This is a genomic window from Pseudomonas sp. 3MAES_34.3B (assembly GCF_058145875.1).
In genome coordinates this window covers 538,864-556,531 of sequence record NZ_CM176960.1, presented here as the reverse complement: position 1 = coordinate 556,531, position 17,668 = coordinate 538,864, and the positions used below count along the sequence as shown (strand labels likewise).

Here is a 17,668-nt window from a genome sequence, read left to right as displayed (position 1 = left end):
AATCTCGGGATCGTACGGTGGTGAAGACAACATTCGCCGAAAATTCGCGATTCAACTCACAAATTTTACCTTAGCCTGAACACACACCAGTGAAAGTGCTGTCCAGTCTATCTTTCTATCACATACCCAAATTTTTAAAGAACGATTCTGAAGTAAAAACCAGAAATCAATATTCGCGCGGGCAAATATTCATTTCTGCTTTTTCGGCTGCAAGCAACAAGCTTTAAGTGGTGGAGCCAAGCGGGATCGAACCGCTGACCTCCTGCGTGCAAGGCAGGCGCTCTCCCAGCTGAGCTATGGCCCCGTATATCTACAGGGTGACCACACGAGAATTGGTGGGTCTGGGCAGATTCGAACTGCCGACCTCACCCTTATCAGGGGTGCGCTCTAACCAACTGAGCTACAGACCCAATTTCGAGCTTGTAGCTTCGAGCTTGCGGCTTAAAGCTGCTTCTATCGTCTTCTTCAAGGAATCAAGCAATTCGTGTGGGTGCTTATGGGCGGCTGTGTCGTCGATTAAGGAGGTGATCCAGCCGCAGGTTCCCCTACGGCTACCTTGTTACGACTTCACCCCAGTCATGAATCACACCGTGGTAACCGTCCCCCCGAAGGTTAGACTAGCTACTTCTGGTGCAACCCACTCCCATGGTGTGACGGGCGGTGTGTACAAGGCCCGGGAACGTATTCACCGCGACGTTCTGATTCGCGATTACTAGCGATTCCGACTTCACGCAGTCGAGTTGCAGACTGCGATCCGGACTACGATCGGTTTTGTGAGATTAGCTCCACCTCGCGGCTTGGCGACCCTCTGTACCGACCATTGTAGCACGTGTGTAGCCCAGGCCGTAAGGGCCATGATGACTTGACGTCATCCCCACCTTCCTCCGGTTTGTCACCGGCAGTCTCCTTAGAGTGCCCACCTTAACGTGCTGGTAACTAAGGACAAGGGTTGCGCTCGTTACGGGACTTAACCCAACATCTCACGACACGAGCTGACGACAGCCATGCAGCACCTGTCTCAATGTTCCCGAAGGCACCAATCCATCTCTGGAAAGTTCATTGGATGTCAAGGCCTGGTAAGGTTCTTCGCGTTGCTTCGAATTAAACCACATGCTCCACCGCTTGTGCGGGCCCCCGTCAATTCATTTGAGTTTTAACCTTGCGGCCGTACTCCCCAGGCGGTCAACTTAATGCGTTAGCTGCGCCACTAAGAGCTCAAGGCTCCCAACGGCTAGTTGACATCGTTTACGGCGTGGACTACCAGGGTATCTAATCCTGTTTGCTCCCCACGCTTTCGCACCTCAGTGTCAGTATCAGTCCAGGTGGTCGCCTTCGCCACTGATGTTCCTTCCTATATCTACGCATTTCACCGCTACACAGGAAATTCCACCACCCTCTACCGTACTCTAGCTTGCCAGTTTTGGATGCAGTTCCCAGGTTGAGCCCGGGGATTTCACATTCAACTTAACAAACCACCTACGCGCGCTTTACGCCCAGTAATTCCGATTAACGCTTGCACCCTCTGTATTACCGCGGCTGCTGGCACAGAGTTAGCCGGTGCTTATTCTGTCGGTAACGTCAAAACAGCAAGGTATTCGCTTACTGCCCTTCCTCCCAACTTAAAGTGCTTTACAATCCGAAGACCTTCTTCACACACGCGGCATGGCTGGATCAGGCTTTCGCCCATTGTCCAATATTCCCCACTGCTGCCTCCCGTAGGAGTCTGGACCGTGTCTCAGTTCCAGTGTGACTGATCATCCTCTCAGACCAGTTACGGATCGTCGCCTTGGTGAGCCTTTACCTCACCAACTAGCTAATCCGGCCTAGGCTCATCTGATAGCGTGAGGCCCGAAGGTCCCCCACTTTCTCCCGTAGGACGTATGCGGTATTAGCGTTCCTTTCGAAACGTTGTCCCCCACTACCAGGCAGATTCCTAGGCATTACTCACCCGTCCGCCGCTGAATCCGGGAGCAAGCTCCCATCATCCGCTCGACTTGCATGTGTTAGGCCTGCCGCCAGCGTTCAATCTGAGCCATGATCAAACTCTTCAGTTCAATACTGCTTGGGTTTTGAGAAAACCCTAAACTTGGCTCAGCAATCGCAAGACTTCCCGAAGGAAGCCACTCAATTCGAATTTCTTCGCTTGAGTTCTTGTGATGCTGATAATCATTGTGACAATCAGTCCAACTCACAAGCACCCACACGAATTGCTTGATTCATTTTGTTAAAGAGCGGTTGGTTGAGCTGTTCGCTTCAACCGAGGCGCGCATTCTACGCTAACCTTACATCGTGTCAAGCGTTTATTTTGGAAGTTTTCAGAATTTCTCGTTCAACTTCAAACACTTGACCGCTTCACTTACCTCTCGAAGCGGGAGGCGAATTCTACAGCGTTACAACCTGCTGTCAACCCCCTTTCTCACCGCATCCGATCCGGAGATCGAAGCCACTTCCCGCTTACCTGAACTGCTAACTCGTTGATTCTCCAGAAGTTTGCCGTTCCGTTGTCGCTGGAAGTGGGGCGCATTATAAGGGCTTTTGAAAGGGCGTCAACAGCTATTTTGAAAAACTTACTCGGCGCTCAGAGTGATGCGTGCAAAGGCCTTTTTGCCCGCCTGGCACACGTGAGCTGCGCCCAGCTGGAATACAAAGGAGCGGTCCACTACCTCACCATCTATACGCACACTGCCTGCGCTGAGCAGATCGCGCGCAGCTGCCGAGTTCTTCACCAGGCCTGCCTGGTTGAGCACCGCTGCAATAGGCATAGGCTCGGCGGCTACCAGCGCTACCTCTGGAAGGTCTTCAGGCAGCTCCCCTTCCTTCATACGGTTACCCGCACCTCGATGCGCATTCGCGGCAGCTTCTTCACCGTGGAAGCGAGCAATGATTTCCTCGGCGAGCTTGATCTTGATATCCCGCGGGTTCGCGCCGGCAGCAACGTCGGCCTTGAAACCGTCGATCTCGGCCATGGACCGGAAGCTCAGCAGCTCGAAGTAGCGCCACATCAAGGTGTCGGGAATAGACAGCAGCTTGCTGTACATCACGCCGGGCGCTTCCTGGATACCTATATAGTTGCCCAGGGACTTGGACATCTTCTTCACGCCATCCAGGCCTTCGAGCAGCGGCATGGTCACGATGTTCTGTGCTTCCTGCCCATAGCCGCGCTGCAATTCGCGGCCCATCAGCAAATTGAACTTCTGGTCGGTACCGCCCAGCTCCACGTCTGCCCGCAAGGCAACGGAGTCGTAACCCTGCACCAGCGGATAGAGGAACTCGTGGATCGCGATCGGTTGGTTACCGCTGTAGCGCTTCTGGAAGTCATCGCGTTCCAGCATCCGCGCCACGGTGTACTGGGAAGTAAGGCGAATGAAGTCCGCCGGGCCCATCTGGTCCATCCAGGTGGAGTTGAACGCCACCTCGGTGCGGGCGGGGTCGAGAATCTTGAACACCTGGGTCTTGTAGGTCTCGGCGTTTTCCAGCACCTGCTCCCGAGTCAGAGGCGGGCGCGTGGCGCTCTTGCCGCTGGGGTCGCCGATCATTCCCGTGAAGTCCCCAATAAGGAAGATCACCTGATGCCCCAGATCCTGGAACTGCCGCAGCTTGTTGATAAGCACGGTGTGCCCCAGGTGGAGGTCGGGTGCCGTTGGGTCGAAACCGGCCTTTATTCGAAGCGGCTGCCCGCGCTTGAGCTTCTCGATGAGCTCAGCCTCGACCAATACCTCTTCCGCGCCGCGCTTGATCAGCGCCAGCTGCTCGTCAATAGAGTGCATATAAAGCCCCACAAGGCTGCGATTCAAAAACGCCCAACATACAAGATCACCGCCCCAAACCCAAGCAGCACAGCGATGTGACTTGGCGCTTGGGTAAAAGCGTCTGGGAAAGCTTGCCTCACAGATGAATTGGTTATATTTTAGGCAGTTATTTCATCTTCATCATGTCATTCATCTTTTCCAAGTCATTTCCATTCTCATTTATAAAGTCCAGAACCCATGACCGACGCCCCAACCAAAGCGCCGCCCCTGTACCCCAAAACGCACCTGCTGGCCGCCAGCGGCATCGCCGCCCTGCTTAGCCTGGCACTGCTCGTATTTCCCTCCGCGGAGGTTGAAGCCAAGAAAACCTCCCTCGCCATCGACCTGGAACCGCCAACCCAAACCTTGGAGGAGCAGAGCCCGGATACGCTCTCTACCCCACCTGGGAACGGGGATTCGCCTTTCGCGCAGATAGAAGGTGACGCGGATGACGCAACGGCTTCTGCTCCTGAAACTCCGGCCCAGCCAGAACCAGCGCCTGCGGTAGCTGCGGCGCCTGCGGAGCTTCATCGGCAGGTCGTGGTCGGCCGCGGAGATACGCTTTCGGCGCTGTTTGAAAAAGTGGGCCTCTCGGCCGCCGAGGTACAGTCGGCGCTGGATAGCGACAAGCAGGCGAAACAGTTCACGCACCTGCACAAGGGCCAGATCCTCGAGTTTGAACTCACGCCTGACGGCAAGCTGCAAACGCTTCACACCAAGCTGTCGCACCTTGAATCCATACGCCTGGAGCGCGGCAGCAATGGCATGTTCGCCTTCCAGCGCGCGGTTGAGACCCCTGTCACGCGTGCGGCCTATGCCCACGGCACGATTACCAGCTCACTGTCGATGTCAGCGCAGCGCGCCGGGCTGTCCCACGCCCAGATCATGGATCTGGCAAACATCTTCGGCTACGACGTGGACTTCGCCCAGGACATCCACCCCGGCGATCAGTTCGATGTGGTGTACGAGCAGCGCGTACTGGACGGCAAGGTGATCAGCACCGGCAGCGTGCTCTCCGCCCGGTTCATCAATCGAGGCAAAACCTACACGGCGGTGCGATACACCAACAAGCAGGGCAACACGAACTACTACACGGCCGACGGCAACAGCATGCGCAAGGCATTCGTCCGCTCACCGGTGGATTTCGCCCGCATCAGTTCGCGCTTTTCTGGCGGCCGCAAGCACCCCATTCTGAACAAGATCCGCGCCCACCAAGGGGTGGATTACGCCGCGCCACGGGGTACCCCGATCAAGGCTACCGGTGACGGCAAGGTCGTTCTTGCCGGGCGCAAAGGCGGCTATGGCAACACCGTGATCATCCAGCACGGCAATACCTACCGCACGCTCTACGGGCATATGCAGGGCTTCGCCAAAGGCATTCGTGACGGCAGCCCGGTGAAGCAAGGCCAAGTGATTGGTTACATCGGCACTACTGGCTTGTCCACTGGCCCGCATGTTCACTACGAATTCCAGGTAAACGGCGTGCACGTGGACCCTCTGGGCCAGAAGCTCCCGATGGCAGACCCCATCGCCCGCAACGAACGCCAGCGCTTCCTGCAAGTTGCCCAACCGCTTATGGCCCGCATGGACCAGGAGCGCTCTACCCTCGTAGCGAGCAAGCGCTGATGAGCCTGTATGTCGGGGTCATGTCGGGCACCAGCCTGGATGGTCTCGACATCGCGGTGGTGTCCCAAGAGGGCACCACCCGCTTGATCGCCTCTCGCTATGTACCCCTTCCTGATTCGCTGCGCGCCGAGCTGCTCGCCTTGTGTGCCAGTGGCAACGACGAGGTCGCCCGCGTAGCGCTTGCTGAAAACGCCTGGGCTACCCTGGCAGCCGACGGCATCAACCATCTGCTCTCCGAAGCCGGAATAACAGCGCCCCAGATACGGGCCATTGGTAGCCACGGCCAGACCATCCGCCATGAGCCCGCCCGTGGCTTTACTGTCCAGATCGGTAACCCGGCCCTGCTCGCAGAGCGCACTGGCATTACGGTGGTTTCGGATTTCCGCCGCCGTGATGTGGCCGCTGGCGGCCAAGGCGCCCCCCTCGTGCCAGCCTTCCATGAAGCGCTGTTCGCCGCTGAAGGTAACGCGGTCGCCGTGCTTAACGTGGGAGGCTTTTCCAACCTGAGCCTTATCCGCCCGGGGCATCCCGTGTACGGTTTCGATTGCGGCCCAGGCAACGTACTGCTGGATGCCTGGATAAACGCCTGCCGTGGCGAGCTGTTCGACAGGGATGGCGCGTGGGCAGCCAGTGGCGTGGTAGATCAGGCACTGCTGAATACAGTGCTGGCAGACCCATTCTTCGCCGCCACAGGCCCCAAAAGCACCGGCCGGGAGGTCTTCAACCTCGCTTGGCTGCAGCACCAGCTGACGAAACACCCACAGGTCAGCCAAGCGGACGTGCAAGCAACATTGCTCGAACTCACGGCGCGCACGGTCACTGAGGCCCTGCTCAAAGCGATGCCGGCCCCCGAAGGGGTGTTCGTGTGCGGTGGCGGCGCTCACAATGCGGCGCTCATGGCCCGCTTGCAAAGCCTGCTGCCGGAAAGCCGAGTGCTGAGCACCGATGCCCTGGGTGTGGCCCCGGACTGGATGGAAGCCATGGCGTTTGCCTGGCTGGCCCACTGTTGCCTGGAAGGTATCCCGGCCAATCGCCCTGAAGTGACAGGTGCGAGCGGGTTGCGGGTGCTGGGCGCGATCTACCCGGCATGAACGAAAACGCCGCGACAATGCGCGGCGTTCGTACAGCTGATGCGAAGGGTCAGATCGAGAACGACTGCCCACAACCGCAAGTGGTGCTGGCATTGGGGTTGTTGATCACGAAACGAGACCCTTCAAGCCCTTCCTGGTAGTCCACTTCTGCGCCGGCCAGGTACTGGAAGCTCATGGGATCTACCACAAGGCTTACGCCCTCGCGCTCTACGATGGTGTCATCGTCGGCGATGTCTTCATCGAACGTGAAGCCGTACTGGAAGCCCGAGCAGCCGCCGCCGGTCACGAATACGCGAAGCTTCAAACGATCGTTGCCCTCTTCCTCGACCAGGGTTTTCACCTTGTGGGCGGCACCCTGCGTGAACTGCAACACCGTGGGCGTGAAGGTTTCGACACTCATGTTGACTCTCCCGGCGCTAGCCGAACTCTAATGCGAAATGCGGGCATTATCCGCTTTCCCGAGCAAAATGGTCAACAATTGCTCAGGGCACGCCGCCCGCTCATTCCGCACCGGCCGTAATTACGGCATCAAGCCCGCGTGCGCCAGGCCCAGGCGCTCGTCGAGGCCGAATAGGATGTTGAGGTTCTGAACGGCTTGCCCGGAGGCGCCCTTGACCAGGTTGTCGATCACCGAAAGCACAACTACCAGATCCCCACCCTGAGGGCGGTGAACCGCAATACGGCAAACGTTGGCGCCACGCACGGAGCGGGTTTCAGGGTGGCTGCCCGCCGGCATCACGTCCACAAACGGCTCATCGGCATAGCGGCGCTCGAACAAGGCCTGCAGGTCTGCGGACGTATCCGCCACGGTAGCGTAGAGGGTGGCATGAATGCCGCGAATCATCGGGGTAAGGTGGGGAACGAAGGTCAAGCCGACCTCGCCGCCCGCCGCCTGGCGCAGCCCCTGGGTGATCTCGGGAAGGTGCCGATGCCCCTTCACGGCATAGGCCTTCATGCTTTCGCCGGCTTCGCAGAACAGTGAGCCTACGCTCGCACCACGGCCAGCTCCGCTTACCCCGGATTTACAGTCCGCGATCAAGCGGGTGTTGTCCGCCAGCCCGGCTTCGAGCAGCGGCAGGAAACCCAACTGGGTTGCGGTGGGATAGCAACCCGGCACTGCAATCAAGCGAGCGGAGCGAATGCGTTCGCGGTTCACTTCCGGCAGGCCATACACAGCTTCGCCCAGCAATTCAGGCGCGCCGTGGGGCTGCCCATACCACCGCGCCCATTCTTCGGCGTTTTGCAGGCGAAAATCCGCAGACAGGTCGATCACACGTGTGCCAGCTGCCAGCAATTCACCTGCAAGGGAATGGGCGACACCGTGGGGCGTGGCGAAGAACACCACATCGCAGGCACCCAAGGCGGCGGTGTCTGGCACGCTGAATTTGAGACTGTCGTAATGGCCGCGCAGGTTCGGATACATGTCAGCCACCGATACGCCGGCTTCCGACCGGGACGTAATAATCGCGACTTCAGCCTCGGGATGCTGGGCCAGCAGGCGCAACAACTCGACACCGGTGTAACCCGTGCCGCCAACAATACCCACCTTGACCATTTGCCTGCCCACCCTGAACACGATCGGAAAGCCCGGATAATAGGGGCGTGCGGCAGGGGCGACAACTGTTGGCGTGACGCGTGGGCGCTGGCGCTCTACTATCGTGACGGTCTAAACCGTGGAAGCCTGGAAATGCTCTATCTCTGGATCAAAGCCCTGCACATCGTGAGCCTGGTGTGCTGGTTTGCGGCGCTGTTCTACCTGCCCCGACTGTTCGTTTATCACGCCATGAGCGAAGACACGCCCAGCCGGGAACGCTTCGTGATCATGGAGCGCAAGCTCTACCGCGGCATCATGACCCCATCCATGCTGCTGACCCTGATCTTTGGCGCCTGGCTCGTTTACCTCAACCCCAGCTGGATGAGCATGGGTTGGCTGCATGCGAAGCTTGCCCTGGTAGTACTGTTGATCGGCTATCACCATGTGTGCGGCGCCCACCGCAAGCGGTTCGAGCGCAACGAAAGCCGCCATAGCCATACGTTCTATCGCTGGTTCAATGAGGTGCCGGTGGTTCTGCTGCTGGTGATCGTGGTGCTGGTAGTGGTCAAGCCCTTCTGATCTGTGAGCGCGGCAGCTTGTGACACGCTTCAGGCGTGACGTTAAACTGCGGCGCTCTTCTTTATTCGCAATCGGTACCCCCTATGCCTTCCTATGCCTTGGTGACAGGCGCCTCGAGCGGTCTTGGCCTGGCCTTGGCCGAAGCCTTGGCCCGGCGAGGCCGCAACCTGCTGCTGGTGGCACGTTACCGTGACGACCTCGAACCGATCGCGATCGAATTTACCCAGCGCTTCGGCGTGGAAGTGCTGTTCCGCGGCTGCGACCTCAGCGAACCCCTGCGGCTCACTGGCTTTCTGCTGGAGCTCGAGGAAAGCGGGCAGCACATCGACTTGCTTGTGAATTGCGCAGCGCTGCATTCGCAGGGGCACTTTCTGGCCCAGGACTGGCTGCGCGAGCAGGACCTGATCGAGCTGAACATGCTGGCCCTGGCTCGCCTCTGCCATTCGATCGGCAACGCCATGGCCGTGCACGGCGGCGGTCAGATTCTCAACGTAGCCTCGGTAGCGGCTTTCCAGCCAGGGCCCTGGATGAGCAGCTATGCTGCCAGCAAGGCTTACGTACTGCACCTTTCGGAAGGGCTGCGCGAAGAACTCCGGCAGAGTGGTATCGGTGTATCGGTGCTCTGCCCCGGTCCTCTGCGCGTGCACGGCGAACAGCAGCGTGAAAAACGCGGTAGCCGCCTGCCGATGACGCCTGAAGAAGTGGCACTTACCGCAGTGCTGGCACTGGAACGCAACAAGGCGCTGATTATTCCCGGGTGGCGTAACCGTTGGCTGGTTCGCGCTTCGCGGGTGGCACCTCGATGGTTGGTACGCAAGGCCCTTTCCTCGATCAACCGCACCGCTGCCAGGGCCTGAACAGAGAGCGCTGGGCGGATGCGCGCCCGGATAGGTAAACTGCACCACACTGACAGCCAGGGAGAAACGCTGTGGACACGCTTTTCGACAAGATCATCCGGAAGGAAATACCTGCCAAGATCATCTATGAGGATGATCAGGTCATCGCCTTCCACGACATCGCACCCCAGGCCCCGGTGCATTTTCTGGTAGTCCCCAAGAAGGCCATTGCCACCTTGGCCGACCTCACCGAGGAAGATGCACCGCTTGCCGGGCACATTCTGTTCACCGCGCAACGGCTGGCCAAAGAACTTGGCTGCGAGAAGGGCTTCCGCGTTGTAATGAACTGCAATGAACTGGGCGGCCAGACGGTTTATCACATCCACATGCATGTGCTCGGCCAGCGCCAGATGCACTGGCCGCCGGGCTGATTACCACGCGCGCCCCGCCATTCTCATCCCAGGAGGTTTTCGTGGCCAACGACCGTCACTATTCGACTATCGACAAACTGCTGCTCCAGGCGGATAACGTCGCCCGCACGCTGTTGCCGTTCAGCGGGCAACCTGCTCGCCCCTCGCCCGCCCTGCTACAGCCGGACGTTGCCCTGAGCGACGCCCAAAGCAAGCACGTGGCCGGCCTGATGCGCGTGAACCATACCGGAGAAGTTTGCGCTCAGGCTTTGTATCAGGGCCAGGCGCTAACGGCGCGGCGCACGGAAATCCGTGAAGCCATGGAACATTCCGCTGATGAAGAGGTGGACCATCTGGCGTGGTGCGAGCAACGTATCCGCCAACTGGGCAGCCGCCCAAGCGTGCTGAACCCGTTGTTCTATGGCGCGTCATTCGGAATGGGCGCGGTTGCCGGCCTGATCAGCGACAAGGTGAGCCTAGGGTTTGTGGCTGCAACCGAGCAACAGGTATGCAAGCACCTTGATGAGCACCTGGAGAAAATCCCTGTAGAGGATCAGAAGTCTCGCGCGATTCTGGAGCAGATGCGCACGGACGAAGCCCATCATGCACAAGCGGCACTGGATGCCGGGGGCTTGCGCTTCCCACTGCCGGTGAAGTTGGGCATGAGCCTGATGGCAAAGGTGATGACCAAGAGTACCTATCGGATCTGACCGCCGAGCGCGGTACCCATAGCCGGGCGCAAAGCCCGGCCGGGTACCGCTCGCTTACTGGGCGAAGTTACGCCCGTAGAAGATCTCGAGCATTTCGTGCTTCACCCGCTCCGTTACCTGGCTGCGCTGCTCGGCGGAGAAGTTGCTGGTGGCGTCGCCGAACAGGTAGTTGTCCAGCTCGAATTCCTTCAGCAACATCTTGGTATGGAAGAGGTTGTCCTGATACACGTTCACGTCAACCATCTGGTAGGCGTCACGCGTGTCCTCGGACAGGTAATTCTGGATCGAGTTGATCTCGTGGTCGATGAAGTGCTTGCGCCCTTCGATGTCACGCGTAAACCCACGTACGCGGTAATCCACGGTGACGATATCCGAGTCGAACTGGTGGATCAGGTAATTCAGCGCCTTGAGCGGTGAAATCACCCCACAGGTGGAAACGTCAATGTCCACACGGAATGTCGCGATGCCGTTATCCGGGTGAATTTCCGGATACGTATGCACCGTGATATGGCTCTTGTCGAGGTGCGCGAGGATGGTATCCGGCAGCGGGCCGGGGGATTCCTCGATCTGGCTCTCGGTAGGGGTAACCGGTTGTTCGGATATGAGGATGGTCACACTGGCGCCCTGTGGCTCGTAGTCCTGACGCGCGATGTTCAGGATATTGGCACCAATGATATCTACAACATCCGTAAGGATCTGGGTCAGGCGGGCGGCGTCGTACTCCTGGTTGATGTACTCGACGTAAGCCTGCTGGTCCTGCGGCGTCTGCGCATAGCAGATGTCGTAGATGTTGAAGCTCAAGGTCTTGGTCAGGTTATTGAACCCATGGAGCTTGAGTTTGCTTTTCACCGTTGGAAAACTCTCTTTGAATGCGGCCCGGCCGCGTGATCAAGCATGCCCGTCAGGCGCCGGCTGGCGTCTGCGTAGGACGGTTTACACCTCTTCGCGATGGCGATTTTGGTTGTCTTGCCCGGGGGCTCCCGGCTTCAAGGTCGGCCTTGAAAAAGTGGCGCATTATGCAGACCCGCGCCACTGTATGCCAGAGTATGAGCGGCTTTTATGATGTCTGGATGTCGCCGTCGCCCAGCTCGACGATTTCGTAGGAGTGAGTGATGTTCACCCCGCCGCGCGCCAGCATGATAGACGCCGAGCAATACTTTTCGGCGCTCAACTCCACGGCGCGCTTCACGTGAGATTCCTTCAGGCCACGCCCCTGCACCACGAAGTTGAGGTGAATGCGGGTAAAGACCTTCGGATCATCCTCGGCGCGCTCGGCGTCCAGGAACGCTTCGCAGCTTTCCACAGGCTGGCGGGCCTTCTTGAGGATGGCGACCACGTCGAAGCTGCTGCAGCCGCCCAGGCCGATAAGCACCATCTCCATGGGCCGCACACCCAGGTTGCGACCGCCGTTTTCCGGCGCGCCGTCCATGACCACAGCGTGCCCGCTGCCGGATTCACCGATAAACATGGCCCCGCCGGCCCATTGAATTCGTGCCTTCATTGCTGGCTCTCCGCTTAAAAGGCCGCCAGCTTAGCACAGGCCTCCATGGGCCAAATCAGACGCAAATGCCCGGCGGGCTCAAGTTATCGGTAAATATCGCGATACAGATGAAGTGCTGGTAAGCTGACGTCAAGATGATGGCATGCCGCCACACTACCCTGTCGCCCCGTACCGGAACCCCAGCCCATGGTCGCGTTAGCCGCCAAGATCAACCCTGTCGACAAGCTGTTGGCTCATTGCCAACGCCGCCGTTATGCGGCCAAGAGCACTATCATCTGTGCGGGCGACAAATCGAATGTGCTCTCGTACATCATCAAAGGCTCGGTCACGATTCTGATCGAAGACAGTGACGGCCGGGAAATGGTGATTGCCTACCTCAACCAGGGTGACTTCTTCGGTGAGTTGGGGTTGTTCGATCCGCCTCATATGGAAGGCGAACGCAGCGCCTGGGTACGGGCAAAGACCGAATGCGAAGTTGCCGAAGTGGGCTACGCGAAGTTTCGTGAGCTGGCGCGCCTGGACCCGGAAATACTGTACAGCCTCGGCACGCAGATGGCTTACCGGCTGCGCAGGACCACCCGCAAGGTGGGCGACCTGGCCTTCCATGATGTTACCGGGCGCGTTGCGCGCTGCCTTACCGACTTGTGCAAGGAACCGGATGCGATGACGCACCCGGACGGCATGCAGATCAAGGTGACCCGTCAGGAGATTGGCCGGATCGTAGGCTGTTCCCGCGAGATGGTCGGGCGCGTGCTGAAGGACCTGGAAGAGCGCCAGCTGATCCACGTGAAAGGCAAAACCATGGTGGTCTACGGTACTCGCTGATTCAGCACGCGAATGGCTGCAAGCTCTGCCTCGAGGGCCGCTTGCAGTTCGCCCAGCGCATGCACACCCGCGAAGCGTTCCTCGAAGGCAACATGGCTGCCAGGGTTGCAGCGCTGAGCTAGCCCGCAGCCCTCATTGAACGCATTCACTACCGCGATCATTTCTGCACGTTGGTTTTCCATGAGCATGGCCCCATGCACCAGCACCACCGGCCCTCCATGGTGGCGTGACTGCCGCCAACGCTGCGCGGTGCCAACCCATTTGCGCCCGTCGATATTCACGTTGTAGCGCCCATCGCAGAAAGCACCTGGCACCTCGCCCAGGCTTGCCTGCGCGCCCAGCCCGAGAACCACTGCACACAACGGATCGCATAGCCGAAGGTAAGCGCGCTCCAGCCGATTGAGATCACCCTCGACGCGCGGCGCTGCGTACACCAGCGCCACGTTGATAGTGGCCGGGGATTGCGGTACCGGCTCGCCACCGGTTTCGCGCAGCAGTACCGGCCAGCCAAGCGGCGCAGCGGCCGCAGCACCGTCTGAAAAACCGGGCAACCGCTCCATGCGCCGAGGCATTACCAAGGCTTGGTCGGTGGGCTGCCACAGCAATAGCCCATCGGCACGCTCGCCATCACACACCGAAGCGAGCAACGCCAGCTCAGCCTGCAAGCCTTGCTCGGTGGTAAGTCGCCGAACGTCATCCATGAAGGTGCTCCTTGCGCCTTGCGCCAATAGCCCGAGCTTAGCGCTGCGGGAAGAACAACCGCGCCAGCTCGTCGCCCGGGTGCTCCGCGCGCATGAAGGCTTCGCCCACCAGGAAGCCGTACACGTCGTTGATCTCCATTAGCTCCACATCCGCGCGATTGAGGATGCCGCTTTCGGTAATCACCATACGGTCCCGCGGCATGCCTGGCAGCAGGTCGAGGGTGGTTTCCAGGCTGACCTCAAAGGTATGCAGGTTGCGGTTGTTCACGCCGATCAAAGGGGTATCCAGATGCTTGAGCGCGCGCTCCAGTTCGTCCCCGTCGTGCACTTCTACCAGCACGTCCAGGCCGGCGTCCTTGGCGGCGCCTGCCAGTTCGACCATCAGGCCGTCGTCCAGCGCGGACACGATCAGCAGGATACAGTCGGCGCCCAGGGCCCGGGCTTCATAGATCTGGTAGGGGTCGATCATGAAATCCTTGCGGATCACCGGGAGCGAGCAAGCGTCGCGCGCCTGCTGGAGGTAGTGGTCGGCGCCCTGGAAGAAGTCGATATCGGTGAGTACCGACAAGCACGTGGCGCCGCCGGCTTCGTAGCTTTTGGCAATCTCGGCGGGGAAGAACTCCTCACGGATCACCCCCTTGCTCGGGGAGGCCTTTTTCACCTCGGCGATCACCGCAGGTTGCTTGAGCTTGCGCTGACGTAGCAGGGCTTCGGCGAAGCCGCGGGCGGGCGACGCAACGCGGGCAGCCGCCTGTTGTTCGCTCAGGCTGATACGCGCCTTGCGCTCGGCTACTTCCTCGGCTTTGCGGGCCAGGATCTTTTCCAGCACTGTTGGCACGCTCATGCTTCGTTCTCCTGCTTGAATACGGCGGTAAAGGCGCCCAGTTCTTCGAGTTTTTCCCGGGCCAGCCCCGTATGAAGCGCGTCGCTGGCCAAGGCTACCCCTTCCTTGAGCGTGGTGGCGTGGTCCGCGGCATAAAGCGCGGCGCCGGCATTGAGGATGATCATCTCGGCAGCCTTGCGACCGTTTTCGGTCTTGCGGCGCCCCAGCGCATCGCGAATCAACTCAAGCGACGCTTGCGGGCTATCGACCGTGAGGCCGTGCAAGCTCTGGCTGCGCAGCCCAAGGTCTTCGGGCTCCACGGTGTATTCGATCACTTCGCCGTTCTTCAGCTCCGCCACGGTGGTAGGGGCGGCCAGGCTGAACTCATCCAGGCCATCGCGCGAGTGCACTACCAGCACGTGCTTGCTTCCCAGGCGCAGCAGCACCTGGGCCAACGGGCGGCACAGGGCGGGGTTGAACACACCCACCACCTGATGCACTACGCCCGCCGGGTTGGTCAGCGGCCCGATCATGTTGAACAGCGTGCGCAGGGCAAGGTCCTTTCGGGGCCCGGCGGCGAACTTCATGGCGCCATGGTGGGCCTGGGCGAACATAAAGCCAATGCCGATGCTGTCGATGCAGCGCGCCACCTGAACAGGGGTGAGGTTAAGGTAAACCCCGGCCGCCTCGAGCAGGTCCGCGCTGCCGCTTTTGCCGGACACCGCGCGGTTGCCATGCTTGGCCACCGTGCACCCCGCGGCAGCGGCTACCAGCGCCGAGGCAGTGGACACGTTGAAGATATTCGCGCCATCGCCGCCGGTGCCAACGATGTCGACCACCTTGTCCAAGGTGCCGAGCTCCACCTTGCCAGCCAGCTCACGCATGGCAGACACAGCGCCGACAATCTCGTCGATGCTTTCGCTTTTCATGCGCATGCCCATCAGGAACGCGCCGATCTGTGCTTCCGTGCATTGGCCGGTCATGATCTGCCGCATCACGTCGCGCATTTCTTCGGTGCTCAGGTCCAGCTGGCTGACCACGCGCCCCAGGGCTGTCTTGATATCCATCTGGTGTCCTTAACCCTGGCGAGTGCCGCCGGTTTGCTTGAGGAAATTGGCCAGCAGCTCATGGCCCTGTTCGGTGAGGATCGACTCCGGGTGAAACTGCACGCCCTCGATATTCAGGGTTTTGTGGCGCAGCCCCATGATCTCGTCCACGCTGCCGTCGGCGTGTTGCGTCCAGGCAGTCACTTCCAGGCAGTCCGGCAGGTTTTCGCGCTTCACCACCAGCGAGTGGTAACGGGTCACGGTCAGTGGCTGCGCAAGCCCCTCGAATACGCCCAGGTTACGGTGAGTAACCGGGCTGGTTTTACCGTGCATCGCCTGGCGGGCGCGGATCACTTCACCGCCATAGGCCTGGCCCAGCGCCTGATGGCCCAGGCAAATACCCAGGATCGGCAGCTTGCCAGCAAAGTGGAGGATAGCCTCGATCGAGATACCCGCCTCGCTTGGCGTGCAGGGGCCCGGGGACACCACGATGCGCTCCGGCGCCAGCGCCTCTATTTGCGCAACGGTCAGTTCATCGTTGCGCACCACCTTGACCTCGGCGCCCAGCTCACCCAGGTATTGCACAACGTTGTAGGTAAAGGAGTCGTAGTTATCGATCATCAGCAGCATGGCGCGAACCTCTCGAATCGGGAATCGGGCAGGCCCTGTGCGGCCCGCTCCGCTTATTCAGCCGTGGCCTGCTCGGCCAGTGCGACGGCACGGAACATTGCCCGCCGCTTGTTCAGGGTTTCTTCCCATTCCAGGGCCGGTACCGAGTCGGACACGATGCCCGCGCCCGCCTGCACATGCAGCTCGCCACCCTTGATGACGGCCGTGCGTATGGCAATAGCGGTGTCCATGTTGCCGTTCCAGGCAAAATAACCCACGGCGCCGCCGTACACGCCACGCTTGACGGGTTCCAGCTCGTCGATGATTTCCATGGCGCGGATTTTCGGCGCCCCCGACAGGGTGCCGGCCGGCAGTATGGCGCGCAGCGCGTCCATGGCGGTCAGCCCTGCCTTCAATTGGCCGGTCACGTTGGAAACGATGTGCATCACATTGGAGTAACGCTCGATCACCATCTTCTCGGTGAGCTTCACGCTGCCGATTTCCGATACCCGCCCGGTGTCGTTGCGGCCCAGGTCGATCAGCATCAAATGTTCGGCCAGCTCCTTCTGGTCGCTGAGCAGGTCCACTTCCAGCGCGTGATCCGCCTCTTCGGTAGCACCCCGTGGCCGGGTACCTGCGATGGGGCGAACGGTGATCTGATTGTCCTCCACCCGCACCAGCACTTCGGGGGAACTGCCCACAACGTGGAAATCACCGAAGTTGAAGAAGTACATGTAGGGCGTGGGGTTGAAGCAACGCAGGGCGCGGTACAGGTCGATGGGCGCCGCGGCGAAGTCGATGGACATGCGCTGAGAGGGCACAACTTGCATGCAGTCCCCTGCCAGGATGTAATCCTTGATGGTGCTCACCGCTCGCTCGAAGTCTTCCTGGCTGAAGCTGGAGCGGAACGCCGGCTCCGCGCCCGCTGGCCGGGAAAAGTCCAGGCCAAGGCGCGGCGTAATGGGCTGGCGTAGCCGAGTGATCAGTTCTGCCAGCTGTGCGCGGCCTTGTTCGTAGGCGTCTGGCTGGGCAGGGTCGGCCAGCACGATGGCGTGCATCTTGCCCGCCAGGTTATCGAAGACCACCACGGCATCCGACACCATCAGCAGGATGTCCGGCACACCGATAGGGTCCGGGTTGGGGCACGCGCCCAGGCGCTTCTCTACATAACGCACACAGTCATAACCGAAATACCCTACCAGCCCGCCGTTGAAGCGCGGCAAGCCGGCAATGGTGGGCACGTTGTAACGGGCTTTGAACGCCTCGACGAAGGCGAGCGGATCCTCGACCTCGTGCTGCTCGATCTCGATCCCGTCACGGGTGACGCTTACCGCATGGCCATGCACCCGCAATACGGTTCGGCAGGGCAAGCCAATGATGGAATAACGCCCCCACTTCTCGCCGCCCTGCACGGACTCCAGCAGATAGGAGTTGGGCTGGTCAGCCAGCTTCAGGTAGATCGACAGCGGCGTATCGAAGTCGGCCAGGGTTTCGTGGGCAAGGGGAATGCGGTTGTAGCCGGATTGGGCCAAGCGCAAGAATTCTTCGCGGGTCATAGCTGCCTCGTGGCGGAAAGAACGGAGTACGAG

17 protein-coding genes, 2 tRNA genes and 1 rRNA gene are annotated in these 17,668 nt (G+C 60.0%); 7 read left to right on the top strand and 13 right to left on the bottom strand.

Annotated elements, in window-relative coordinates:
• Positions 1 to 228: 228 nt before the first annotated feature.
• The 4 genes from AC3Z8Y_RS02475 to tyrS form a co-directional block, all read right to left on the bottom strand.
• A tRNA-Ala gene (locus AC3Z8Y_RS02475) sits at positions 229 to 304 on the bottom strand.
• Positions 305 to 333: 29 nt separating this feature from the next.
• Positions 334 to 410 (bottom strand) — tRNA-Ile (locus tag AC3Z8Y_RS02470).
• 107 nt (positions 411 to 517) lie between these two features.
• Positions 518 to 2,054: ribosomal RNA gene (locus AC3Z8Y_RS02465) — 16S ribosomal RNA — on the bottom strand.
• Between the two features lie 513 nt (positions 2,055 to 2,567).
• Positions 2,568 to 3,767: a tyrosine--tRNA ligase gene (tyrS, locus tag AC3Z8Y_RS02460; RefSeq protein ID WP_490088318.1), complete on the bottom strand. Its 1,200-nt coding sequence runs from the start codon at positions 3,765 to 3,767 to the stop codon at positions 2,568 to 2,570.
• A gap of 219 nt (positions 3,768 to 3,986) precedes the next feature.
• Here tyrS and AC3Z8Y_RS02455 point away from each other — a divergent pair, with 219 nt between their 5' ends.
• On the top strand, positions 3,987 to 5,414 hold the full coding sequence (locus AC3Z8Y_RS02455; protein WP_490088317.1) for a peptidoglycan DD-metalloendopeptidase family protein: 1,428 nt from the start codon (positions 3,987 to 3,989) through the stop codon (positions 5,412 to 5,414).
• Entirely contained in the window at positions 5,414 to 6,505 is a 1,092-nt protein-coding gene (locus tag AC3Z8Y_RS02450; protein WP_490088316.1) for an anhydro-N-acetylmuramic acid kinase, read from the top strand. Before AC3Z8Y_RS02455 ends, AC3Z8Y_RS02450 begins: the two co-directional genes overlap by 1 nt.
• A gap of 49 nt (positions 6,506 to 6,554) precedes the next feature.
• Here the strand turns inward: AC3Z8Y_RS02450 and erpA are convergent, their stop codons facing one another.
• Positions 6,555 to 6,905: an iron-sulfur cluster insertion protein ErpA gene (erpA, locus tag AC3Z8Y_RS02445; RefSeq protein WP_181113117.1), complete on the bottom strand. Its 351-nt coding sequence runs from the start codon at positions 6,903 to 6,905 to the stop codon at positions 6,555 to 6,557.
• A 120-nt stretch (positions 6,906 to 7,025) separates the two neighbouring features.
• On the bottom strand, positions 7,026 to 8,060 hold the full coding sequence (gene argC, locus AC3Z8Y_RS02440; RefSeq protein WP_490088315.1) for an N-acetyl-gamma-glutamyl-phosphate reductase: 1,035 nt from the start codon (positions 8,058 to 8,060) through the stop codon (positions 7,026 to 7,028).
• A 132-nt stretch (positions 8,061 to 8,192) separates the two neighbouring features.
• Here argC and hemJ point away from each other — a divergent pair, with 132 nt between their 5' ends.
• The 4 genes from hemJ (at position 8,193) to coq7 (ending at position 10,574) form a co-directional block, all read left to right on the top strand.
• Complete coding sequence (hemJ, locus tag AC3Z8Y_RS02435; RefSeq protein WP_181113123.1) at positions 8,193 to 8,618, top strand: protoporphyrinogen oxidase HemJ; 426 nt, start codon at positions 8,193 to 8,195, stop codon at positions 8,616 to 8,618.
• An 83-nt stretch (positions 8,619 to 8,701) separates the two neighbouring features.
• A complete protein-coding gene (locus tag AC3Z8Y_RS02430) occupies positions 8,702 to 9,475 on the top strand; it encodes an SDR family NAD(P)-dependent oxidoreductase (protein WP_490088314.1) in 774 nt (257 codons plus the stop codon).
• 71 nt (positions 9,476 to 9,546) lie between these two features.
• Positions 9,547 to 9,885, top strand: coding sequence for a histidine triad nucleotide-binding protein (locus AC3Z8Y_RS02425; protein ID WP_490088313.1), 339 nt, complete (start codon positions 9,547 to 9,549; stop codon positions 9,883 to 9,885).
• A 41-nt stretch (positions 9,886 to 9,926) separates the two neighbouring features.
• A complete protein-coding gene (gene coq7 / locus AC3Z8Y_RS02420) occupies positions 9,927 to 10,574 on the top strand; it encodes a 2-polyprenyl-3-methyl-6-methoxy-1,4-benzoquinone monooxygenase (protein ID WP_490088312.1) in 648 nt (215 codons plus the stop codon).
• A 54-nt stretch (positions 10,575 to 10,628) separates the two neighbouring features.
• Here coq7 and speD read toward each other — a convergent pair whose 3' ends face one another.
• Together speD and AC3Z8Y_RS02410 are read right to left on the bottom strand one after the other, a co-directional pair.
• Positions 10,629 to 11,423 (bottom strand): adenosylmethionine decarboxylase, encoded by a 795-nt coding sequence (speD, locus tag AC3Z8Y_RS02415; RefSeq protein WP_181113135.1) that lies wholly within the window; start codon positions 11,421 to 11,423, stop codon positions 10,629 to 10,631.
• Positions 11,424 to 11,631: 208 nt separating this feature from the next.
• Positions 11,632 to 12,075, bottom strand: coding sequence for an OsmC family protein (locus AC3Z8Y_RS02410; RefSeq protein WP_490088311.1), 444 nt, complete (start codon positions 12,073 to 12,075; stop codon positions 11,632 to 11,634).
• A gap of 186 nt (positions 12,076 to 12,261) precedes the next feature.
• On the opposite strand from AC3Z8Y_RS02410, the gene crp reads away from it, so the two are divergent.
• Entirely contained in the window at positions 12,262 to 12,900 is a 639-nt protein-coding gene (crp, locus tag AC3Z8Y_RS02405; protein WP_181113140.1) for a cAMP-activated global transcriptional regulator CRP, read from the top strand.
• Here the strand turns inward: crp and AC3Z8Y_RS02400 are convergent.
• From AC3Z8Y_RS02400 to trpE, 5 genes are read right to left on the bottom strand one after another with little or no spacing between them, the layout of a single operon-like run.
• Positions 12,885 to 13,601, bottom strand: a complete 717-nt coding sequence (locus AC3Z8Y_RS02400) for a lipoate--protein ligase family protein (protein ID WP_490088310.1) — start codon at positions 13,599 to 13,601, stop codon at positions 12,885 to 12,887. The genes crp and AC3Z8Y_RS02400 overlap by 16 nt on opposite strands.
• A gap of 37 nt (positions 13,602 to 13,638) precedes the next feature.
• Positions 13,639 to 14,445, bottom strand: coding sequence for an indole-3-glycerol phosphate synthase TrpC (gene trpC, locus AC3Z8Y_RS02395; RefSeq protein ID WP_490088309.1), 807 nt, complete (start codon positions 14,443 to 14,445; stop codon positions 13,639 to 13,641).
• A complete protein-coding gene (gene trpD, locus AC3Z8Y_RS02390; RefSeq protein WP_490088308.1) occupies positions 14,442 to 15,491 on the bottom strand; it encodes an anthranilate phosphoribosyltransferase in 1,050 nt (349 codons plus the stop codon). Before trpD ends, trpC begins: the two co-directional genes overlap by 4 nt.
• Before the next feature lie 9 nt (positions 15,492 to 15,500).
• A complete protein-coding gene (locus AC3Z8Y_RS02385) occupies positions 15,501 to 16,100 on the bottom strand; it encodes an anthranilate synthase component II (protein WP_490088307.1) in 600 nt (199 codons plus the stop codon).
• A gap of 53 nt (positions 16,101 to 16,153) precedes the next feature.
• A complete protein-coding gene (gene trpE / locus AC3Z8Y_RS02380) occupies positions 16,154 to 17,635 on the bottom strand; it encodes an anthranilate synthase component I (RefSeq protein WP_490088306.1) in 1,482 nt (493 codons plus the stop codon).
• Positions 17,636 to 17,668 lie beyond the last annotated feature (33 nt).